Genomic DNA, 20,112 nt, shown 5'->3' with positions numbered 1-20,112 from the left:
CCGGTGTCCCGGCCGGTGGCCGGGACACCGGCACGTCCTCCCGTCCTGACCGCGGCGGCCTCGCCCGCCGTGTTCGTCGGCCTGTGGGCCCCGGCCGCGGTCATCGCTCCTCATCCCCGGCCTCGGGGCCCCGCGGTCCGGCCTTTCGCTGCCGGCCGCGCTGGACCGCGCCCACGATGACCTTGATGCCAAGGCCGAGGACGACCAGGTCGGCCAGCATCTGGACGGTGACGACCAGCCGCGCGGTGTCGGTCCTGGCGGTGATGTCGCCGAATCCGACGGTGGAGAACACGGTCACCGTGAAGTAGATCCCGCCGGAGTGGGACAGGGGCTCGCCGAAACTGCCGGGGGACAGTGCGGCCAGCGCGACGTAGGTGGCGGAGAACAGCAGCAGGAAGAACGGGACGCAGATGGACAGCGCCTCGGCGGCCCGCAGCCCCGGGTGCCGGGAGCGAACGATCGACCGGACCTGGAAGGCGACCAGCACGATGAACCCCGCCAGTCCGACGAGGAGCATGGTGACGGTGGCCGACGTGGACGAATGGTCCAGCGGCAGCCCGTAGTACAGGGCCACCAGCACCACGACCGAGCCGACCACGCGGACGAACGTCCAGGCGATCCTTCGAACCGAGGGCCGGGCTCCGGCCCGGTCCTGGGGCGGCGACCCGGTGCCGGCGGTCATGCCGGAATCCGCAGCCCGGTGGCCGTACCGGAGAAGATGAAGTGGAGGACGATCAGCATGCCGCTCCCGAACGTGCCGGTCGCGACCGAGCACGGCCCCGGCCTGCGCCGGGCGACCTGTCGGGTCGGCAGGAACCGCGTCGCGGACCGCCGGGGGGCCGTGCACGCGGCGACGTCGATGGTCCCACCACCGCGACCGGTCGGCCCAGCACCCGCAGCCGGTCCGGCGCGGAGCAGCAGCATGGCGGCCGGCAGCATGACCTGGTTCAGGAAGTCGAACGCGTCCGGGCGGTGCCACGGGTACTCGGCCCACGACCCCGCGTACTTCGCCCTCCCCCACGCGCTCGCCCGCCGGGCGCGCCGGACACTCCGCTCAACGGCCTTCGCGCCGGGGCGTCTTCCCCCTGCGCCACGGGCCCGTGCCTCCCGCCCGTCCCGCGGCCTTCCCGGTGTCCTGTCCGTCGCCCGCATGGCACATCCTCCAGGAGCCGATCACCCGGATCGGCTACGGCCCGTCCCACGGCGGCAACACGCGTACTCCGGGCTGCGGTCCTGTATCCACCGTCGCACGACACCCGGCCCGTGTCAGGGCCGCACGGCCCTGGCGGCCCACGCCGCCCGGCCTCGTGTCGGCGGGCCGAGGCGGCACCGCGCGTGAACCCCGCACGGCCGGACGGCAGTCGGTCCGCCGTTGATGTCGGATCCGGATGTCGAAAAGCCCCGGACCGGGAAGGGTCCGGGGCTCTCGTGGTGTTCACAGCCGGTGGGCGCAGACGGTTTCGAACCGCCGACATCCGCCTTGTAAGTTCGACCGGATAGCCGGGCAAGCAGCGTCGCACCTGCTCAAAGGCCGTTTGCCAGTGTTCACACAACCAGGGCCGGCCGTCGTGGTGCGCCGCCGTTGATGTCACTTACTGATGTCATACCGCGCGGGCCCTCAGAGTTGCTGCCGCTGGCTCCGCGAACTTGTTGTGCAGGAACTGACGATGCTTCCTGACGTCCTGCGTCTTTGCATGGCGGACCGTCTCCGACCTGCTCCGGAGCCCTCAGCGTCTGTTAGCGCCGGTCGCCCTCGGCTTGCCTCGCACGGCCCACAGACGGCCCAGAGCCAGACCCCAGCTTTAGGAGAACGGGCGTTGCACTACCTGCCTGACCTGCACGCTTGCTGTGCTGCGTGATTGATGACTTCCCCTCCGCTGCCGCCCGCGGTTCCCCGTGGCTCCCCACCCAACATGGCACGGCTGTGGCACGGCCCCTTAGCCCTTGAAGAGTTTCGGGTAAGGGCAGACTTCCAGCGGATCGTCCGGCCGGTCAGACCACTTCCACCAGACGTGCCCCCGATCGCAACCCCACACGCCTCGACAGACGCGCTGCCCGTCCTCCTCACGGCGGCTGAGTGCCATCGCTCCCAGCTCCAGGGACTGGTCGCAGTCCGGACAGCGCGGACGGTTCTCCTCGGATGTCATGGCGCGCACCGTATCGCGCGATCTGCCGGCCCTGGCCCGGTATATCGGCTGCAGGTCCCCTACGCGCCTGCGGGCCGCTGCACGCCCTGGCCTGGTTGGAGCGGTGGCCTCTTTGTCCCGAAGCAACCCCGGCACCCGCCAGACGCGGGACGGTGATGCCGTTGACATGCACAAAAGATCCCCGAGCGTCCGTGGTCGTCCGTCGCAGTGCGGGGTTGTTGTAGCGCAGATAGACACTCAGCCTGCGAGGAGATCCGGGTATGGACACATCTCCAGGTGATCGCTTGGCCGGTCCGCCAGCATCCACCGGATGTGGATCGCACCACCCGCCGCCGACACGGTTGCGGCATGGCCGCTGCCCGCAGGCTGCGGCTCCGGGCGCGGTGCCATGGTCGCATACATAGTGTGGAAGAAGTAGACCCGCGGGAGGCATCATGCAGCTCTGCTATTGGTGCAAGAAGGAAGTAACTGATTGCCCCAGGTGCAATGGAATATTCGAGCAGTACGGCGGCAAATTGGAGACATGCCTCACATGCAATAAAACAGGCATGGTGTGCCTTGAACACAAAGGCGACTGGCAGGGCAGCGTTCCATGCTCTAGTGAAATATCAAGCACCATCGATGAATGGCTTGAAATTAACATGTGGTTCACTGCAGAAAGCCTTAAGCGGGAAGACATCCCGTTCTCAACGCGCGAGGAGTTAAGCTATCTAGCTTTCGCTTCAGATCTCAGGGCGAGCCAGGCAGACCTTGCATTCATCCAACAAGGCCTCGGCGCGCTGCGATGGCTGATTAAGTGCAGAAATCTGGCCATCGAGGCAGGTGGACGCGAGCCCGATATCATGCGAGCAGGTCCACTGCATGAGCCGGAGGAAACCTCGGAGCCTGCGCACGCTCCGGCAGGTCAGCATAATTCTGACCGTCAGCCTCAGAAGAAGTGGCGATGGTGGAACCACCGATGACCAATGGGGATATTAATAGGCAAAGGGATCGCCAATCATGCCTAGAGTCGGGGAAAATATCCAAATTAAATGCCCCAACAGATACTGCGGCAAGTTGACTTGGGTAAGGTGGGGATACCCGGCGAATTGCCAGCACTGCAACCAGCCTATCGTGACCCGGTGAAAGGCGCCCAGCACATCTGTCGAGCTCGCGACACTCGGCAGGGATGGGATGCCGCAGGGTCTGTGCACGGGCGGGCTGACTCACAACACCTCACCACCGCGCCTAACCTATTCGACCGCCCGGCGTCGACGGGCAGGCGCGACCGCCCAGTGCTTCCTGCTCAATCGGCCATCAACACCAGAATCCGAGCGGGCTTTGGCGATCAAGATGCCTTGCAGCTCGATAATCTCGCTACTGCACTCGGTGAACAGCCGATGTATCACTCTTGCCACTATCGGACGGCTTGATAGGCAGCAGTCAATGAAAGAAATGCATCCCGCCACGGCGGCTCTTCACGCCGAGGCAGCCCGACTGTTTCGCCCCCTGGCCGGGGAGCCGAACCCTTTCACGCCCGTGTCGGACTGGCGGGGCGGAGCTGACGAGATATCACTTGATGGATTCGAAAGCGAGGCGGATATCTCCGCCAAGGTACTTAGTCGACTCGATCCGTGGTTCGAAGTCTCGCCGCAGGTTCATGGCAGGCACTACACTGGGGTCGACTGCTACGTTGATGCCGTCATTAGGCCGCGCGATCCACAGGCATGGCACAATCCGAATATTGCCATGGGAATTGAATTCAAGCGGTCAGCTCAGGGAAGTCGCAAGGACATCACATCATGGGTGGCCCAATCAATTGATTATGCATACATCGAGTGGGACGGCTTTGGGCGAATTCCTGTTTTTATGTGCCCCAACCCTTTCCCTTCTCGTCGATCACTTAAAGACCCTCTTGATCCGTTAGGGTTTTTTGTCGATGGCCTACTTGCACAGTTCAGCGTTGGCTATGTGGCCCTCTATAGGGGCTACGGACTGTCCTTGGTCCTTCAGGGCACGCATAAAATCTGGTCGGAGCGCTATGGCGTCCGAGAAGGGCGTAACTGGAGCCTCCACAAACGAGTTGGCTCACGCTAACTAGGCCGCGAGATTCGAACAACTGGGGAGCACGGCCGAAGCGGGGGCCTCGCGCGCGATTTCACAGGCCCTGAAATCGACCTCCAGAAATCAATCTAACTCTACCTTCGATAAATTCCCCCAATCGCTCGCGGGCCACCGCAACACTATCCAACGCCTCAATCAGGCGAGCATGCTGGACAGCCCCAATGGGCGGCCCATTAATGATGCAATTCCGAACGATTGATGTTGCATAATCGAGAGCATTAAGCAATCGAATCTGCCTAGAATCTGAGGGCTGCTCCGTGGCGACGAATGGCCCACCAGTCCTGGCGCTGCACCCTTGGAATTGCCAGATTCCCACATTCATAGTGTCATCGACAGCAATCCCTGCGGCGACACGTAGCCCCATAACCGATTCGTCAAATCTCTCAATGTCCCCAAAACGCCCCAGCTCAAGATCCTGCACCGCATCCTGCAGAGCAAGGTGCCACGCCCTAGAGGTAGTGCGCATATTTATCAAACGTCGCACCTCTGCCTGGTTTTCCGCGCGATCACCATGCGACTTTTCGCTGCGATCCCTTTGCCTTTGCAAGAGAGCAGGACCGAAGATGGCAGCGCAAGCCCCAATGAGCGCTGCGGAGACCGCGCCAATCAGGCCATACATAGCCACACTGTCCATATACCCACTATGCCTCAGCCCTCCGTGAGCCCATCATGGCGACCCAGAGCAATCGATGCAGCTGCCCGTGGCCGCAGCTTGCCGCGGTGGAGAGACAGCGTGCCAAAGCCTCGGGCTATCGAAGGGCCGTGCGGGCGGTGGAGCGGTTTTGGCCGGTGTCCTGTCTGGTCTGGGGTCGAGCATGATCGGGGGGCCGTAAGCTTGCCAGCGATCTCGGGCAGGCTCCTTGCCTGCCCGCAATCTGGCTGAGTGGCCCCCGGTCTTGCTCGACGCGGGTCCCGGTCCGGAGAGGTGGGTAAAACCGCGGAGCCGCCCGCCCCCAGCCACGGCGGGGTTCTGGGCTCAGCCCATCTTTGCCCCCTGGCCGCTGGCGCGCCGTGCGCGCCCTTGATTTAGCAGAGAAACTCGTAACGACTCCCCCTATCCTCAGTCGAGTCCGAGTAGGCATGACCTATCTACCTGCGGCTTCGCCCTGGACTGATCGACCAGAGCGGGCGGGCAACGACAAGGGGCTGGCCCCGAGGATCACCCCTTGCGAGCTGGCCCTTCCGGCGTTCCTAGCGCTGAGTCTCCTGTCGGCTTCGAACGGACGACCCCGCTTGTCGGCGACGTTGCGCGCCCAAGAAGGCCCCGGGGCTACCCACACCCCTAGCCCCGGGGTCTTCCTGCTTTGGCGATCAAACGGCAACGCGCCACCCATCGAGCGCCGCGAGGGCGCGTGCTCGTTCTTCGATAACCGCCATGCGGGCGGACCGCTCGCCTTCGTGAACGTGCGCTGCCTGGCTGGTGCTTTGACCTGGCCACTTCCGGTAGAGCAAACCGGTCTCCGCCGTGAACCATCCCCGACTGACCGCCGAGAGCGCGAGTAGCAGTCCAGTATCTTCGGATGCCGGCAACGCCATCCAGCCACCCAGCGCAAGCACGAGATTACGGCGGGCACACATGGTGCCGGGGACTACCGGAAGGCGGAAATCGTGAGCCTTCCAGTGCTCCAGTACCGCGCCACGCTCCAGCGGCCCCGCAGGTGGATCATGGTCGAAACTGACCAATGAACCATCCGGAAGGAGATCGAGCACGCGCGATGTGACCCAACAAATGCCAGGCTCCTGAAGAGCGGTCAGGTCGCGAGCGAGCGCCCCGGGGGTCAACATGTCGTCAGCGTCCAGCACCTTGACGTACTGGCCTGTTGCCCGTGAGAGCGCCATGGTCCGCGCCATACCAGCCCGACCGCACCGCCCTTGCCCGAAACTGATGCGCGGATCACCCGGCACGTACGGGGCTACGGCATCGGTCTCCCCATCCTCTTGCACGACCCACTGCCAGTCCCATCCTTCCGGGAGCTTCTGCTCCAGCAGGGACTTGTACGCGTCGGGTAGATGATGGGCCGCCGGCCCGTGGACGGCCGTAATCACGGAGATGACGTTGGCCATGCTCACCACCTGTTCAAAGAAGTCGTGAACACCATCTCGGTGCGGTCTCCAGGCATCGTGACATCTGAGACTTCAACCACCCGACCTTCGGTGTCGTAGCAGATCTTTCGGAGCAAGAGCACCGAGACTCCGGCCCGAATGCTGAGGTCTTCGGCCTCTTCGGCCGTAGGTGGCCGTGCGGTGACGCGCTCCTCGATCCGGCTTAGCTCGATGCCGATCGTAAAGAGCTGATGCTGCGTTCCCCCCGGCCAAGGCTCCATGGCCGGGTTCAGCAGGTCAGGGTTCGCCTTGGCCACGTCGCGCACGAGGTATGACCGGGAGACGTTGAAGGGCGTGTCCTCCTCCCGGTACCGCGTGCGGTAGGAACGCTCAAGCAGCTGAGTGCCTACAGGAACGCCGAAGAGGCCAGCCAGATCCTTGTTGGCCTCAATGTCCCGGAAACGGGCATCGAAGACGAGGTCCGAGATGGTCAGGCCGGTGTCATGCTCAGTAGCACCTGTCTTCCTGCGCTCTTCCTCCGGCTGTCGCGCCCGGTCCTTCTCCCACTGGTGCCGCTCATTGGTCCGTACGACGAGCTTGCGTGGCTCGCGGACGTAGTTGCCGCGACCGTGCACCTTGTCCACCACGCCTTCGGCTGCCAGGACCGCAAGCGCCTGACGGATGGTCGGAAGGCTGGCCTTGTAGTGCGCCGTCAGCTCCGGGGTCTCGGAGGGCAGCTTCTCGCCAGGCAACCACTCACCGGATCGGATGCGCTCTCGCAGGCCGTCCGCAATCTTCTCGTACTTGGCCACTTCGGACCTCACTTCCCTTCCGCGGGGACCACGACAGCTTAAGTCCTCAAGAGGTGTTGACGCGATACTGACGGTCCGTCATAGTCGTAGCCACTCCTCCTGAGGAGCTCAGGAGAGGTTGTCCTGATGAGCAGTCATGCTCGGAACGTTGCAACCCCTATGCCATCTAGCTGCGGCGGTCGGTTGTCGAGGAAGGCGGCTCAGCCGCACGCCTACGGACCGTGCCTGATCGCGGTTCCTTGAGAACTCAACAGTGTGTTGATCGATGAACGAGTGTCTTTGGTCCTCGATCCGCGCCCATCTGTGCGGGTCGGGGGCCATGGCTGCTCGTGATGAGTGGTCTGGGCCCATGAAACGGGCCGTCGCGCTTCCGGCCAAGGTGCGCGCGACGGCCCTGGGGCCACCCGCCTGTTGGGAGAGGTAGACCCGTGAAGTCGATTGTTGCAGGCCAGCACGCCGCGGACCCGGAGGAGTTCGCAGAGCTGGCGTTGGGCGTGGACGAGGAGCTGTTCGCCGGCGTGTCCGGCGAGACGGCCCTCGACCGCGCCGCCCGGATGGACGCCGCGGCGGCGGTGCTGGCGGACCTGCGCCGGGACGCCCCGGAGCTGGCCGCCTACGCCGAGCGCCTGATGAACACCGCCCCCATCCCGCTCGCCGCGGCCGGCCGCATCGCCCGCCGCCGGCCGGTGACGCTGGGGGTGGCGGCGTGAGCCGGCAGGGCAAGTTCTGGATGGTCGCCGCGCTGCTGGGCGTGGTCGGCATGGCGTTCCGCGTCTCCTGGAACGCGCTCAAGGACATCGCCGGTGCGATCGGCGCCGACCCGCTCGCCGCCGGCCTCTACCCGCTCGTGGTGGACGGCCTGATGGCGCTCGCTCTGGTCGCCGCACTGATCCTCACCGGCACCGACCGCCGGTTCGCGCTGCGGGTGCTGGGCGCCTTCACTGCCGCGTCGCTGGTGCTCAACTACGTGCACGGCCTGGTGCCCGCCCTACACAGTGGCGGTCGGGTCCGGTTGGCCGACTGGGCACCCGCGCACTACGCCCTGGTGCTGCTCGCCTCGTGCCTGCCGGTCGGCTCCATCTTCTTCGGCTCCGACCTGGTGGCCAAGGTGCTCCACCATAAGCCCGAACCGGCAGAAAACGACCAGACCATCGCAAATCGGTCGACCCCTGATCAGCCCGAACCCGCCGACCCCACCCCGGCGCCGTCGGACGTGCAGTCGGTGGACGAGTTGGCCGACCTCGCCCCGGACCTGGAGCCGACTCCGGCGCCGGTCGAGGCGACGGCGGTTCGGCCGGTGCGGGCGGTGGCGGCGGTGTCGAGTCGGCCCCGGCGGGCGACCGGCAGCGTGCCGCAGTCGGCCCGTACCGCCCGACCGGCCCGCACACCCGAGCAGCTGCTCGCCGAGGCCCGGTCGGCCACCACCGACTGGACCGACGACCAGCTAACCGCGGAGCGCATCCGCACCGCGGTCCGCACCTCCGCCGACCGCGCCCGCACCCTGCGCGACACCCTCAAGGCCGAGCGCGCCGCCGGGCGGCCGGGCCTGCACGCCGTGCCCGACACCGACGACCTGCCGCCCGCCGCCGAGGAGCCCGCGCCGGAGACCGGCGAGGGCAGTGAGGAGCAGGCATCGTGACTCCCACCACGTCCGACCAGATCCGGGCGGCCGGCACACTGCTGGCCCTGCTGACCGCATTCGCCGACCTGCCCGCCGCCGACATCTGCCTGCGCCAGCCCGACCCCAGCGCGGACACGGGCTGGGGCGTGCGGGTCGACATCCACGCCGGCCTGGCCCACTTCGAGCAGTGGCGCGAAGCGCTGGCCGTGCCGACCGAGACCATCGACCACCGCGAGACCACACACCTCGCGTGGCTGCGCACGACGGCCGAGTTCGCCGGCGTGCCGGTCGAGTTGATCGGCTACTACACCCCCAACCGCGAGGCCGAACAGTGAGCCGCCCGCGGTTCTGGGACCCGCACGGCGAGCGGTTCGGCCTGCCCACCTATCCATGGCGGATGGCCCCCGACGGCCTGCTGACCCGCCGCCAGCTCCGCATACGGGGGCTGCGGCCCGGCGGTCAGCCGGTCGCCGCACAGATCCTCTGGCGCTCCCGCCGCTCCCGCGACGTGCGCGCCGCGCACCTCTACCGCACCTGCCTGGCGAAGCCCGTCCGGCCGATGACCCCCGGCCGAACGGCCGCGCTCGCCGCGGCCAACCGGGCCCGCCGCACCTGCCCCGCCTGCGGGCGGGACGCCGGCTACGTCCTGCCCGCCCACCTCGGCACCTGCCTGCCCTGCGCCGACGGCCTCACCGCCGCCCTCATTGCCTCAGCCTGATCACGCGAGGAGAACCCCGTGTCCAGCACGTTCATCCGCACCGACTCCGCCACCGGCCTGCCGGTCGACACCGAGGCCGTGTTCCTCACCCTCGGCTCCGCCCTGGTCGCCCTGTTCCCGACCGGCGGCACCAACGAGCACGGCGCCCCCACCTTCCACTGGGCCTGCAACGGCTGCCGGGACCGCAGCTACTACGCCGAACTCCGCGGCACCGCCCGCAACCGGGCCAACGCCCACGCCGCCGACTGCCGCGCGCTGCCCTGGCCCACCACCGGTGACCAGGACTGACCGCGGCCACTGCACCACTGGCACCACACCCCGGGACGGCCGTTCCTGCCGGCAAGCTGACCGGCCGTCCCGGGCCCTTTCCCGCACCACACAGCAGTAGTGAGGAAGGACCTCCAGTGAACCAGCCCAACCCGCCCGACCCGCACAACCCGGAGGACCCGGACGGCCTGTTCGCCGCCCTGGAGGCGGACCTGGCCGGCAACCGGGCGATCGGCGCGACCGTCCTGGACTTCGACAAGGCCCGCGCCGACCGCCGCCCCGCCGAGGTGGACGAGGACGGCCTGCCGCCGGTGTACGTCGACTCCCGCAACCCGCGCGACCAGGTGGGCGCGGTGGACCGGATGGCGACCGCCCGCGGGGCGAAGCGCCGCCCGATCATCCCCGCGTGGGCCCGCTCCAAGGCCGAACTCGTCTCCTACGCCCGCTGGCTGGGCGGCAACATGGCCCACACCACCGGCTACCACGCCGTGCGCTCCCCGCTCTACGCCGCCAAGCTGCTCGGCCGCGCCCCGCGCGGCACCGCCCGCCTGGTCGGCGGCACCTACCGGTGGGTGACCGACGCCGAGGGCCGCCCGGTCCGCGCGGCGTCGGTGCGCCGGGAAGACGTCGAGCAGTACCTGATCCTGTCTCGGCAGCGGGACCGCCGGGTCCGCGCCCGCGGCGTCATGCTCCTGCTCGCCTCCGTGTTGGGGGTGGCGTTCACGGCGGTGCTGCTGGTCGCCACCCCGGGCTGGACCACCCTCGCGCTGGCGACCGCCGCGGCCCTGGCGCTCGGCTGCGCGGGCGGGCAGGCCGACCAGCCGCTGATCGACCGGGCGGTCGTCGCCACCAAGGTGCAGCGCCTGACCTCGGACATCGTGGTCCGCGCGCTGGGGGCGATGGGCATCGCGGAGATCAACAAGGCGATGGCCAAGGGCGGCGACGGGATCAAGTTCGTCGCCCCGATCACCCGGGACGGCAACGGCTGGCGCGCCGACATCGACCTCCCCTACGGCGTGACCGCGATCGACATCATCGACAAGCGCGACCGCCTCGCCTCCGGCCTGCGCCGCCCGCTCGGGTGCGTGTGGCCGGAGCCGGTGCACGACCAGCACGCCGGCCGCCTGATGCTGTGGGTCGGCGACCAGGACATGTCGCAGACCAAGGCCCCCGCCTGGCCGCTCGCCACGGCGGGGACGATCAGCCTGTTCAAGCCGCTGCCGTTCGGCACCGACCAGCGCGGCCGCTCGGTGAGCATGCTGCTGATGTTCGCGAACGTGCTGATCGGCGCCATGCCCCGCTTCGGCAAGACCTTCGCCCTCCGCGTCCTCATGCTCGCCGCCGCGCTCGACCCGACCGCGGAACTGCACGTGTGGGAGCTGAAGGGCACCGGTGACCTGGAGGACGCCGCCAAGGTCGCCGCCGACTACGGCTCCGGCGCCGACGACGAGACCATCGAAGGCGCCGTCCACTCCCTCCGCTACGTGTACAAGGAGCTGGAGCGCCGCGCCGCGGTCATCCGCTCGCTGCCGAAGGAGCGCCGCCCGGAGAACAAGGTCACCCCCGAGCTCGCCGCCGACCGGAAGTTGGGCCTGCACCCGCTGGTGCTGATCATCGACGAGTGCCAGGAGCTGTACTCCCACGACAGCTACGGCAAGGAGGCCGGCACCCTCTCCGAGGCGATCATCAAGCGCGGCCCCGCCATGGGCGTCATCCTGCTGCTGGCCACCCAGCGCCCGGACGTGAAGTCCCTGCCCTCCGGGGTCTCCGCGAACGTGGGCATCCGGTTCTGCCTGCGCGTGATGGGCCAGACCGAGAACGACATGGTCCTCGGCACCTCCAGCTACAAGAACGGGCTGCGGGCCACCTCGTTCACCGCGAACGACAAGGGCATCGGCTACCTGGTGGGTGCCGCGACCGACGCGCAGATCGTCCGCTCCTACTACCTGGATGGCCCGGCCGCCGGTCGCATCATGGACCGGGCCCGCGCCGCCCGGATCGCCGCCGGAACCCTCACCGGGGTGGCCGCGGGCGAGATGCCGGAGCGGGCGAAGAACCAGGGCGGGATCCTGGACGACCTGATCAGCATTTGGCCCGCCGGGGAGGCCAAGGTGTGGTCCGAGACGCTGGTCGCCGCGCTCGCCGCCCTGGACGAGGACCGCTACGGCGGCTGGGAGGCGGACCAGCTCGCCGCCGCGCTCAAGCCGCACGGCGTGGAGACGGTGCAGATCTCCCGTCGGGTGGAGGGCCGGCAGACCAACCGGCGCGGGGTGGAGCGCGACCGCATCACGGAGGCCATCACGCGCCGTGACGGACAGCGGTCCGCCTGACCCCCACGCAATGGTGCTACCGGTAGCGGGTGGGCCCGCTACCGGTAGCACCCCCGCTAGCACCCCATCCCCGCCCTGAGCTGGCCGCTAGCGGATAGCGGCCCACCTGGACAAACCCTGGAAACCGCCCCGGGAGGGCCCGTCGTGACCCCCGCCGCCCTGGCACTCGCCTGCCTACTCGCCGTGACTCTCGGTTACGTCCTGGTGTGTTGGGTGAGCCCGTTCGGCCGCTGCCGCAGGTGCACCGGCACCGGCCTACTCATGCCCACTGGCCGCATGCGGCGCCGCCCGAAGCCCTGCCGCCGCTGCCAGGCGACCGGCCGGCGGCTGCGGATCGGCCGCCGCCTGCACCACCACACCACCGCCGCCCGGACGGCCGCCCGCCGCATTCGCGACGACGCCCACCACTGAATCCCGAGGGGAGAACCGCCGTGCTCATCACCGTGTCCGCCGCGCTCCTGATGGCCGCCGCCTCCGGTGCGCTCCTGTACTTCCGCCGCCTCGGCCCCGGCGCCGCCACCGTCGTCTGGCTGTCCGGCTTCACCGCCGCCTCCACCGGCCTCGCCGGCCCCGTCAACGCCCTGCTCACCGCCGCCGTCCACGCCCTCGCCCAGCACTGAGCCGCGCGCCTGCTCAGCGCCGCCCGCGGCGGGCCGCAACGACCATGCAGGCCACGAAATTGATCGGGAACGCGACGGCGGCCTGCACGTTCAGCGACCACCCGTAGTGGCGCGACAGGAAATCCAGCACGCCGTCGACACAAACCACCGCCCAGACCACCCGCGACGTCCGCATGCGCGCACCCTAACCACCCGCCGCCCGGCCCCGGCCGGGCGCCCCCGTGAAAGGGACCGACCCATGGCCCAGCCCGTGATCCGGCCGCTCGCGGCCGTCCACCTCCGCGAAGCCCTCACCGCCGCCGCCGACCACCAGCCCGCCGCCGCCCTCGCCGCCCTGATGCACATCGACCACGACTCCTGGCAGGCCATCACCCACCGCCTGGCCCTGCTCGGCACCGACCTGCTCGACGTCCTCGCCACCACCACCGCGAACGGAGGCACCACCCCGTGAACGCCACCGATCTGGTCACCGCCGCCGTCCTGTTCGGCCCCGGCCTCGCCGGCACCGCCGCCTACCTGACCACCCAGCGCGGCTGGCGCACCGACTCCGCGGCCGTCCGCACCGTCCTCGCCGAATCCGCCGCCGCCGCACGCGCCGCCGTCGACAACGGCACCCCGCCCCGGGGTGGCGAGCCCGCCCCCGAGGCGGCGCCCGCGGAGCCGGTGCGGCTCGCCACCGTCCTGCCCTTCCCCACCACCGACCGCCGCGCCGCCTAACCCAGCAGGGAGAACACCGCCATGGCCAAGAAGGACCCCCGCACCTACCTCGACCCGCGACAGATGGGCGCCGACAACCTCACCGACGCCGCCCGCCTGTTCCTCATCGGCGTCCGCGTCGTGCGCGCCGAGAACCGCGGCAAGAACACCGCCCGCCTGGAGGCCCGCGCCGACCGCATCCAGAACGACGCCATCGCCCGCTGGGACGCCAAGTACGGCAACCCCCGCGACTGACCCGCATGGCCACCCCGGGGCCGCCCGCCGATCGCGGCGGGCGGCCCGGGCGGCACGTCTGCGCCGAAAGCACGGCGAACGACAGCGGCGGCCCCCTCCCGGCCAGGACCGGGGCCGCCGCCCATCCAGCACCCTCAGAGAACTGGAGACATCCAGCATGACCCAACCGACCATGATTCGGGGAGAGCACCTGCCCACCGCGCTCTCCCTGGCCGCGTCCGGCGTGCCCGTGCTGCCGTTGCGGGCCGGGAAGGTGCCGTTCGGCAACTGCCCGCGGTGCGCGGACAACGCGTGCGGCGGGCGGCCGAACATGAAGAACCCCGGCCCCTGCACCTGCCTGGCCCCGTGCCACGGCTGGGCCGCCGCCACCACCGACCCCGACGTCCTCATCTCGCGCGTGTGGGGTCGGGCCTGGCGCGAGTCCGCCGCTGTGGCCTACCACCCCGGCGGCGCCGGACTCACGGTCGTAGACCTCGACAACACGGACGCCATCGCCTGGGCGGACGCCAACCTGCCCGCCACCCAGGTCGTACGCACCACCCGCGGCGAGCACTGGATCTACCGCGGCACCATGCCCTCCGCCAACGCCGTGCGCCCGGGTGTGGACGTCAAGTCGCTGATGTCCTACGCCCGGTGGCTCGGAACCGGCACCGGCACCCTGACGACCCTGCCCGAGGTGGTCCGCGCCCTGGTGGTGCGCGAGCCCGCCCCGATCCGGCCGGCCGCCGTCACGGCGTCCGCCCCGGCCGGGGGTGGCAGGTGCCCGCACCGCAGCCCGGCCTTCCTGGAACGCGGCATCGCCATGGCCGAACAGCGCATCGCCCAGGCCGCCAGCGCCGTGCACGCGACCGTGTTCTCGGCCTTCCTCGCGGTGCTCTCGACGCACGGCCGATGCGGCTGCCTCACCGAGGCGCACACCGCCCGGCTGTTCGCCGCCGCCCAGGCCAAAGGCGAATCGCCGAGGCACTGCGCGGACGCGTGGGCCAACGCCCTCCACAGGCTGGGGATGTGATCGTGGCCGAGGAGGAGAAGACCCCGGCGCGCGAGGTCATCGCCGAGTACGCACAGGCGCACTTCCGGTACTTCCGCACCGCGGACGGAACCGTGTACGCGCAGCGCAACGGCCACCCGGTCGCGCGCCCGATCCGCTCCCAGGGCACCACCGGCAGCCACCGCCAGGAACTCATCGTCGGCATGTACCGGGACGGGGTCGGCGTGTTCAACGGCACCGCGCTCAAGGAGGCGTTGGACTTGATTGAAGCGCTCGCCCTCGCGGAGGACGTGCAGCCGGTCCACATCCGCGTGGCCCCCGGGTCCGGTGGGGCGACGTGGCTGGACCTGGGCCGTGCCGACGGCCTGTCGGTGCGGATCCACCCGGACGGCTGGGACCTCGCCGTCCCGGACCCGCGCGAGGTCTGCTGGCGGCGCACCCAGCTCACCGGCGAACTCCCGGTGCCCGCCAAGGACACCGACGGCAAGGGCATCGACCTGCTGCTGCGGCTGTGCAACTTCGCGAACGCCGCGACCGAGTGCCTGGCCATCGCGTGGCTGATCGGCTGCCTCGGCCCGTCCGTGCCGGTGCCGGCCCCGTTCCTCACCGGGCCGCAGGGCGCGGGCAAGTCCACCGGCGGCCGGATGCTGGTGCGGATCATCGAGGGCATGAGCGGTGACCTGCGCCGGGCGCCGAAGGACGAGGAGAATCTGATCGCGGCGGTCGCGGCCGGATGGGTCACCGCCCTGGACAACCTCTCCCACATGACCCCCGACCTCTCCGACGCCATGTGCTGCATCGTGACCGGCGCCGAGAGCGTCAAGCGCGCCCTGTTCACCGACGGCGACGTGTTCCGCGTCAGCTACCGCCGGCCCCTGCTGCTGACCGGCATCGACGTCGGCGTCATCCGGCCCGACCTCGCCGAACGGCTCCTGCCGCTGCGGCTGGAGCGGCCCCGGGTGCGCCGGACCGAGGCGGAACTGTGGGCGGAGTACGCCGAGGTGCTGCCCATCGTGCTCGGCTCGCTGCTCGACCTGTCGGTCAAGGTCCGGGCGGCGCAGGCGGAGACCCCGACCGACCTGCGGATGGCGGACTTCGCGCACCTGTGCGCGCAGCTCGACGCCGCGACCGGTCTGGGGGCGCTGGCCGCCTACCGGGCCAGCCTGGACGACCTGAACGACGACGTGATCGAGGGCGACCTGCTCGCGCAGACCGTCCTGCAGCACGCCGACACCATGGAGCCCGGCGGGGCGCAGCGCATGACCTCCACCGAGTGGCTGGCCTGCCTCAGCCGCCTCTACGCCGGCGACGACCTGCGCGCGGTGCCGAAGGGCTGGCCGACCACCGGCAAGGTTCTCTCCGACCGGCTCAAGCGCCTCCAGCCCACCCTGGCGGCCCGCGGTGTCCTCATCGACACCGGCCGAACCAGGGAGGGCCGGTACCTCGAAATGACCCGCCACGCCCCTGCGCCCCCGCAGGAACGGGTCCCGCTGTTCTGACCCGCACCGCCTCGTACGAACGGCAAGAGGAGCACCGGCGCCCGCGAGGGGGGTGCTCCTCTTGCTGTTCGGCGAGGCCGTCCATAGGTCGCGCCGCGCAGCGGCTCCTTCTTTCTCGCTGCGCGGGCGCCGAACTACAACAGACAGCCCCTCTTTTGTCCTAAGAGGGAAGACGCTGCGTCACCTGCGTCACGCGGGCTGGAAAACGGCCCCTGACCTGCGAGGAAAGCCGTGACGCAGACGGCGGCTGCTGCGTCATCGCTGCGTCACCTGCGTCACGCGGTGACGCAGCCCGTGACGCACCGGTGACGCACCCCCGGCCATCAAGCCACGCAAAACCGCAGGTCAAAGGCCCGAGTGACGCCGATGACGCGGTGACGCAGAAATCCCCACCTAGGACACACGCGCGCCCTTCCACCCTCCGCCCGACACCGGGAAGGACCCACCCTTGGCCACCGCCATCCCCGAAGTCCTCACCGTCCCCGAGGTCATGACCGCCCTCCGGATGAGCCGCAGCAAGGTCTACGACCTCATCCGCGCCAAGAAGCTCGCCACCTTCTCCGAGGGCCGCTGCCGGCGCATCCCGGCCGAATCCCTCGCCGCTTACATCCGCACCAAGATGGAGGAAAACGCCTGATGCCCAAGCGCAACCCGAACGGTGCCGGCACGGTGACCAAGCGCAAGGACGGCCGCTACCAGGCGGCTGTCTACGTGCCGCAGCCCGACGGCACCCGGGCCCGCAAAATCGTCTACGGGAAGACTTGGGACGAGTGCGACGACAAGCGCCGCGAGCTGGTCGAGCGTGACCAGCAGGGCATCCCGACCCCAACCCGTTCGGCGAAGCTCTCCGAGTGGCTGCCCTACTGGTTGGAGCACTTCATTAAGCCGCAGTGCAAGCGCACCACCGCGTCCAAGTACGAGATGCACGTCCGGCTCTACCTGCTCCCGCTGCTGGGATCGAAGGGGCTGGAGTCCCTGAGTCCCCGCGACGTCCGGCTCTTCCTCGCGAAGGTGACGGAGCGGGCGAGTGCCGCGACCGCCAAGGAGTCCCACAAGGTTCTGCGGACGGCACTCACTTCGGCCTGCCGGGACGAGCTCATCAGCCGCAACGTGGCGATGATGGTGCCGCCGCCCCGGGTGGTGAGCAAGGAGTCCCGGCCGTGGACGCTGGACGAGACCCTGACCTTCCTCGCGGCGGCCCGCACCGATCCGCTCTACGCCGCGTTCGTCCTGGCCATCGCGCTCGGCATGCGCCGGGGCGAGATCGTCGGCCTGCGGTGGTCGGACGTGGACCTCGACAACCGCACCCTGGTGGTCCGCGAGCAGGTCCAGCGGATCGGCGGCGAGCTGTACAGCGGCACGACGAAGAACGGGAAGCGCCGGCCGATCCCGCTCCCCCGGATCTGCGTGGTGGCCCTGCGCTGGCACCGCATGCGGCAGGACGTCCTCCGGCATCTGGCCGGCGCCGAGTGGCAGGAGAGCGACTACGTCTTCACCACCCGGACGGGGCGGCTGGTGGAGCCGACCAACGTCTACCGGTCGTTCCGGCGGATCGCGGCGGCGGCCGGCGTCCCGGTGGTGCGGATGCACGACGCCCGGCACGGCACCGCGACGCTGCTCGTCGCCTGCGGGGTCTCGCCGCGGATCGTGATGGAGATCCTGGGCCACAGCCAGATCGGGCTGACGATGAACGTCTACGCCCACGTCACCCAGGACTCCCAGCGGGACGCCCTGGCCAACATGGACAGGCTGCTGCGTCAGCGCCGCTAGCGCCGTTGATGTCAGATTTGGATGTCAAAAGCCCCGGCGGGGAACTTCGCGTTCCTCGTCCGGGGCTTTTCCGCTGGTCACAGCCGGTGGGCGCAGACGGTTTCGAACCGCCGACATCCGCCTTGTAAGGGCGGCGCTCTACCGCTGAGCTATGCGCCCGTGCCGCGGCACACGGGGTCCCCGGGTGCACGACGGAGGCCTAGCGTACCTGGTCCGGGGGGTTGCCCGCCGCCACCGTCCGGATGGCGTCGGACGGCGGGTCCCGGGCGGTGGGGGCGATCGGGAAGAATGGGCCTGGATCAGGCGTACGAGCAGCAGGGAGCGCGTGGTGAGGGTGGCCGGCGGTGGCGGCGGGCGGGGCGGCTGGTGGCGTCGGGGCGAGGGAGCGCGGGCCGAGGCGGTGGCCGCCCGGGATGCGGCGCAGCAGACCTTCTACGAACTCGACTCGGCGCAGCGCGACGCCCAGCTCGCCCTGGAGACGATCCGTTCCGCGGAGGACAGTGCCGCGGCGGGCCGGGCGCAGGCCGATTTCCAGGCGCTGACGGGACGGATCAACGAGGTGACCGTCGGCTACCTGTCGGCGCTGGACGCGTACGACCTGGAGGATCCGGAGCTGGACTCCTCCGCGGCCGGTCGGGCCCGCCGCCAGCTGGACCAGGCCAAGCGGGACCTGGAGGCGCAACGGTCGGAGCTGGACTCCTTCGTCCAGCGGCTGCAGCCGCTGGTGCAGCACGCGGAGTCGCAGCTGATCCGGGTGACGCCGGCGGTGGAGAAGGCCCGGCAGGCGCTGCTGGCGGCGACGACGGCGCTGGAGCAGGTGCGGTCGGCCGGGCTGAAGGCGGACGACCTGGCGGCGCGGCTGGCGGAGCTCGGCCCGGAGCTGACCCGGATGAACGAGGGGGTGGCCCGGCACGGGGTGCAGGCGACCCTGCAGCGGGCCGAGGATGTGGCGCGGCGGGCCGGGGCCGTCCGCGACCAGGCGGAGCAACTGCCGCAGCGGGCGAAGGAGATCGACCGCCGGGTGGCGAGCCTGCGGACGCGGGTGCAGGCGCTGGAGACGCGCGGGGGCACGGTGGAGCCGGCACTGAGCGAGCTGCGACGGCGGTTCTCGGTCTCCTGCTGGCAGGACCTGCAACAGGTGCCTGCGCAGACGGCGGAGGCGGTGGCGACGGCCTCGCGGAAGCTGGACGAGGCGGCGCGGGCCCGCGACGAGCAGCGCTGGGCGGACGCGACCGGCGCGATCGGGACGGTGCGCGCGGTGCTGGAGACGGCGGAGGGTTCGGTGACGGCGGTCAACGACCGGCTGCGGCAGCTGAACGAGGTGTCGCACGACCCGCACAAGGAGATCGAGCGGACGCGGTTCGCCCTGCGGGACGCCCAGCGCCTGGCCATGACGGGACGCCAGACCCCGGATCCGCGGCACGCGGCGCCGCTGGACGCGGCGGTGGCGCGGCTGGACCGGGCGGTCGCGGCACTGGAGGAGGCGGGCCGGCACCCGGACTACTGGCACTTCCTGACCGAGCTGGCGGCGGTTCGGGAGACCGCGGCCGGGGTGGTGGCGATGATCCGGGGGCCGCGCTGACGGACCGCCGGGGGCGTGACCCAGCACACATTACCGACCAGTAACTTAGTGCTAGAGTCGCGCCCATGGCACGCAAGCGCACGCTCTCCGCAGCCACCTTCCGGCGTGGCATCAACCTCTGGCCGCCGTTCCTGTTCGCCGGCATCAAGGTGCTGGCGGTCGACGACGCCTTCCGCAGCGCGAAGGTCCGGCTGCGGCTCGGGCGGCTGAACCGCAACTGGGTCGGCACCCACTTCGGCGGCTCCATCTTCGCGATGACCGACCCGTTCTGGATGCTGCTGGTGATGCAGAACCTCGGCCCGGACTACTACGTGTGGGACAGCGCCGCCGAGATCGACTTCGTCTCCCCCGGCCGCGGCGACATCACCGCCGAGTTCGTGCTCACCGACGAGCGTCTGGCGGAGATCCGCGAGCTGACGGCCGACGGCAGCAAGGCGCTGGTCTGGTTCGACACCGAGGTGCTGGCACAGGACGGCTCGGTGGTCGCCCGGGTCCGCAAGCAGGTCTACGTCCGGCCCAAGCCGGAGCGGGACCGGCCGGAAGCCACCGGGCGGGGCGGGCGGGACGAGCGGGGCGGGCGGGACGAGCGGGGCGGGCGGGACGAGCGGGGTCAGCGGCCCGAACCGGTCGCTACTGCCGTCTGAGCTGCCGCCTCGGT

The 20,112-nt window shown here is 69.8% G+C and carries 24 protein-coding genes and 1 tRNA gene; 19 read left to right on the top strand and 6 right to left on the bottom strand.

All coding sequences use genetic code 11. The features are described 5' to 3' along the window. Positions 1-100: 100 nt before the first annotated feature. Complete coding sequence (locus tag AB0442_RS02155; RefSeq protein ID WP_366160014.1) at positions 101-682, bottom strand: potassium channel family protein; 582 nt, start codon at positions 680-682, stop codon at positions 101-103. A gap of 1,899 nt (positions 683-2,581) precedes the next feature. Between AB0442_RS02155 and AB0442_RS02150 the strand changes: the two genes are divergently transcribed. Further along, positions 2,582-3,109: a hypothetical protein gene (locus tag AB0442_RS02150; RefSeq protein WP_366160012.1), complete on the top strand. Its 528-nt coding sequence runs from the start codon at positions 2,582-2,584 to the stop codon at positions 3,107-3,109. Between the two features lie 463 nt (positions 3,110-3,572). Next, the gene (locus tag AB0442_RS02145; RefSeq protein ID WP_366160010.1) at positions 3,573-4,223 is read left to right on the top strand and encodes a hypothetical protein; all 651 of its coding nucleotides are present in this window, start codon (positions 3,573-3,575) and stop codon (positions 4,221-4,223) included. Positions 4,224-4,284: 61 nt separating this feature from the next. On the opposite strand, the gene AB0442_RS02140 is transcribed toward AB0442_RS02145, so the two are convergent. The 3 genes from AB0442_RS02140 to AB0442_RS02130 all read right to left on the bottom strand — a co-directional run bounded on the left by AB0442_RS02140 (position 4,285) and on the right by AB0442_RS02130 (position 7,105). Next, positions 4,285-4,884, bottom strand: coding sequence for a hypothetical protein (locus AB0442_RS02140; RefSeq protein WP_366160008.1), 600 nt, complete (start codon positions 4,882-4,884; stop codon positions 4,285-4,287). Positions 4,885-5,561: 677 nt separating this feature from the next. Further along, the gene (locus AB0442_RS02135) at positions 5,562-6,314 is read right to left on the bottom strand and encodes a glycosyltransferase (RefSeq protein WP_366160006.1); all 753 of its coding nucleotides are present in this window, start codon (positions 6,312-6,314) and stop codon (positions 5,562-5,564) included. Between the two features lie 2 nt (positions 6,315-6,316). After that, positions 6,317-7,105 carry a GntR family transcriptional regulator gene (locus AB0442_RS02130; protein WP_366160005.1) on the bottom strand — a complete coding sequence of 263 codons (789 nt, stop codon included), beginning with the start codon at positions 7,103-7,105 and terminating at the stop codon, positions 6,317-6,319. 428 nt (positions 7,106-7,533) lie between these two features. Here AB0442_RS02130 and AB0442_RS02125 point away from each other — a divergent pair, with 428 nt between their 5' ends. The 8 genes from AB0442_RS02125 (at position 7,534) to AB0442_RS02090 (ending at position 12,661) form a co-directional block, all read left to right on the top strand. Continuing rightward, positions 7,534-7,815: a hypothetical protein gene (locus AB0442_RS02125; RefSeq protein WP_366160003.1), complete on the top strand. Its 282-nt coding sequence runs from the start codon at positions 7,534-7,536 to the stop codon at positions 7,813-7,815. Continuing rightward, complete coding sequence (locus tag AB0442_RS02120; RefSeq protein WP_366160001.1) at positions 7,812-8,744, top strand: DUF2637 domain-containing protein; 933 nt, start codon at positions 7,812-7,814, stop codon at positions 8,742-8,744. The genes AB0442_RS02125 and AB0442_RS02120 overlap by 4 nt, the downstream gene beginning before the upstream one ends. Beyond that, complete coding sequence (locus AB0442_RS02115) at positions 8,741-9,061, top strand: hypothetical protein (protein ID WP_366160000.1); 321 nt, start codon at positions 8,741-8,743, stop codon at positions 9,059-9,061. The genes AB0442_RS02120 and AB0442_RS02115 overlap by 4 nt, the downstream gene beginning before the upstream one ends. After that, entirely contained in the window at positions 9,058-9,444 is a 387-nt protein-coding gene (locus AB0442_RS02110) for an RRQRL motif-containing zinc-binding protein (RefSeq protein WP_366159998.1), read from the top strand. Before AB0442_RS02115 ends, AB0442_RS02110 begins: the two co-directional genes overlap by 4 nt. A gap of 18 nt (positions 9,445-9,462) precedes the next feature. Continuing rightward, positions 9,463-9,732: a hypothetical protein gene (locus AB0442_RS02105; protein WP_366159996.1), complete on the top strand. Its 270-nt coding sequence runs from the start codon at positions 9,463-9,465 to the stop codon at positions 9,730-9,732. 116 nt (positions 9,733-9,848) lie between these two features. Continuing rightward, positions 9,849-12,041, top strand: coding sequence for a cell division protein FtsK (locus AB0442_RS02100; protein WP_366159994.1), 2,193 nt, complete (start codon positions 9,849-9,851; stop codon positions 12,039-12,041). A gap of 261 nt (positions 12,042-12,302) precedes the next feature. After that, the gene (locus AB0442_RS02095; protein WP_366159992.1) at positions 12,303-12,452 is read left to right on the top strand and encodes a hypothetical protein; all 150 of its coding nucleotides are present in this window, start codon (positions 12,303-12,305) and stop codon (positions 12,450-12,452) included. A 20-nt stretch (positions 12,453-12,472) separates the two neighbouring features. Next, entirely contained in the window at positions 12,473-12,661 is a 189-nt protein-coding gene (locus AB0442_RS02090) for a hypothetical protein (protein WP_366159990.1), read from the top strand. 13 nt (positions 12,662-12,674) lie between these two features. On the opposite strand, the gene AB0442_RS02085 is transcribed toward AB0442_RS02090, so the two are convergent. Next, on the bottom strand, positions 12,675-12,836 hold the full coding sequence (locus AB0442_RS02085) for a hypothetical protein (RefSeq protein WP_344624998.1): 162 nt from the start codon (positions 12,834-12,836) through the stop codon (positions 12,675-12,677). Positions 12,837-12,899: 63 nt separating this feature from the next. Here AB0442_RS02085 and AB0442_RS02080 point away from each other — a divergent pair, with 63 nt between their 5' ends. From AB0442_RS02080 to AB0442_RS02050, 7 genes are all read left to right on the top strand, one after another. Beyond that, the gene (locus tag AB0442_RS02080; RefSeq protein WP_366159988.1) at positions 12,900-13,112 is read left to right on the top strand and encodes a hypothetical protein; all 213 of its coding nucleotides are present in this window, start codon (positions 12,900-12,902) and stop codon (positions 13,110-13,112) included. Next, positions 13,109-13,378 (top strand): hypothetical protein, encoded by a 270-nt coding sequence (locus tag AB0442_RS02075; RefSeq protein ID WP_366159986.1) that lies wholly within the window; start codon positions 13,109-13,111, stop codon positions 13,376-13,378. Before AB0442_RS02080 ends, AB0442_RS02075 begins: the two co-directional genes overlap by 4 nt. Before the next feature lie 21 nt (positions 13,379-13,399). Beyond that, positions 13,400-13,612 carry a hypothetical protein gene (locus AB0442_RS02070; RefSeq protein ID WP_366159985.1) on the top strand — a complete coding sequence of 71 codons (213 nt, stop codon included), beginning with the start codon at positions 13,400-13,402 and terminating at the stop codon, positions 13,610-13,612. Between the two features lie 157 nt (positions 13,613-13,769). Then, positions 13,770-14,624 (top strand): bifunctional DNA primase/polymerase, encoded by an 855-nt coding sequence (locus tag AB0442_RS02065; RefSeq protein ID WP_366159984.1) that lies wholly within the window; start codon positions 13,770-13,772, stop codon positions 14,622-14,624. A gap of 2 nt (positions 14,625-14,626) precedes the next feature. Then, positions 14,627-16,102, top strand: a complete 1,476-nt coding sequence (locus AB0442_RS02060) for an ATP-binding protein (RefSeq protein ID WP_366160114.1) — start codon at positions 14,627-14,629, stop codon at positions 16,100-16,102. Between the two features lie 448 nt (positions 16,103-16,550). Further along, positions 16,551-16,739, top strand: a complete 189-nt coding sequence (locus AB0442_RS02055) for a helix-turn-helix domain-containing protein (RefSeq protein ID WP_366159983.1) — start codon at positions 16,551-16,553, stop codon at positions 16,737-16,739. After that, the gene (locus tag AB0442_RS02050; RefSeq protein WP_366159982.1) at positions 16,739-17,872 is read left to right on the top strand and encodes a site-specific integrase; all 1,134 of its coding nucleotides are present in this window, start codon (positions 16,739-16,741) and stop codon (positions 17,870-17,872) included. The genes AB0442_RS02055 and AB0442_RS02050 overlap by 1 nt, the downstream gene beginning before the upstream one ends. An 87-nt stretch (positions 17,873-17,959) precedes the next feature. Here the strand turns inward: AB0442_RS02050 and AB0442_RS02045 are convergent. After that, positions 17,960-18,031 (bottom strand) — tRNA-Val (locus tag AB0442_RS02045). 169 nt (positions 18,032-18,200) lie between these two features. Here AB0442_RS02045 and AB0442_RS02040 point away from each other — a divergent pair. Next, entirely contained in the window at positions 18,201-19,454 is a 1,254-nt protein-coding gene (locus AB0442_RS02040; RefSeq protein WP_366159981.1) for a hypothetical protein, read from the top strand. 65 nt (positions 19,455-19,519) lie between these two features. Beyond that, on the top strand, positions 19,520-20,098 hold the full coding sequence (locus AB0442_RS02035; RefSeq protein WP_366159980.1) for a DUF4442 domain-containing protein: 579 nt from the start codon (positions 19,520-19,522) through the stop codon (positions 20,096-20,098). Positions 20,099-20,112: the final 14 nt, after the last annotated feature.

The organism is Kitasatospora sp. NPDC085895 (assembly GCF_040702125.1).
GTDB classification, from domain to species: domain Bacteria; phylum Actinomycetota; class Actinomycetes; order Streptomycetales; family Streptomycetaceae; genus Kitasatospora; species Kitasatospora arboriphila.
The sequence above is the reverse complement of the archived record's forward strand: the minus strand, read 5'-3'. Positions and strand labels throughout refer to the sequence as shown.

What these genes read in the sequence shown, in the direction of transcription:
- AB0442_RS02155 (WP_366160014.1), bottom strand. Translation starts at nt 682, where the DNA reads ATGACCGCCGGCACCGGGTCGCCGCCCCAGGACCGGGCCGGAGCCCGG.
- AB0442_RS02150 (WP_366160012.1), top strand. Translation starts at nt 2,582, where the DNA reads ATGCAGCTCTGCTATTGGTGCAAGAAGGAAGTAACTGATTGCCCCAGG.
- AB0442_RS02145 (WP_366160010.1), top strand. Translation starts at nt 3,573, where the DNA reads ATGAAAGAAATGCATCCCGCCACGGCGGCTCTTCACGCCGAGGCAGCC.
- AB0442_RS02140 (WP_366160008.1), bottom strand. Translation starts at nt 4,884, where the DNA reads ATGGACAGTGTGGCTATGTATGGCCTGATTGGCGCGGTCTCCGCAGCG.
- AB0442_RS02135 (WP_366160006.1), bottom strand. Translation starts at nt 6,314, where the DNA reads ATGGCCAACGTCATCTCCGTGATTACGGCCGTCCACGGGCCGGCGGCC.
- AB0442_RS02095 (WP_366159992.1), top strand. Translation starts at nt 12,303, where the DNA reads ATGCCCACTGGCCGCATGCGGCGCCGCCCGAAGCCCTGCCGCCGCTGC.
- AB0442_RS02085 (WP_344624998.1), bottom strand. Translation starts at nt 12,836, where the DNA reads ATGCGGACGTCGCGGGTGGTCTGGGCGGTGGTTTGTGTCGACGGCGTG.
- AB0442_RS02080 (WP_366159988.1), top strand. Translation starts at nt 12,900, where the DNA reads ATGGCCCAGCCCGTGATCCGGCCGCTCGCGGCCGTCCACCTCCGCGAA.
- AB0442_RS02070 (WP_366159985.1), top strand. Translation starts at nt 13,400, where the DNA reads ATGGCCAAGAAGGACCCCCGCACCTACCTCGACCCGCGACAGATGGGC.
- AB0442_RS02065 (WP_366159984.1), top strand. Translation starts at nt 13,770, where the DNA reads ATGACCCAACCGACCATGATTCGGGGAGAGCACCTGCCCACCGCGCTC.
- AB0442_RS02050 (WP_366159982.1), top strand. Translation starts at nt 16,739, where the DNA reads ATGCCCAAGCGCAACCCGAACGGTGCCGGCACGGTGACCAAGCGCAAG.
- AB0442_RS02035 (WP_366159980.1), top strand. Translation starts at nt 19,520, where the DNA reads ATGGCACGCAAGCGCACGCTCTCCGCAGCCACCTTCCGGCGTGGCATC.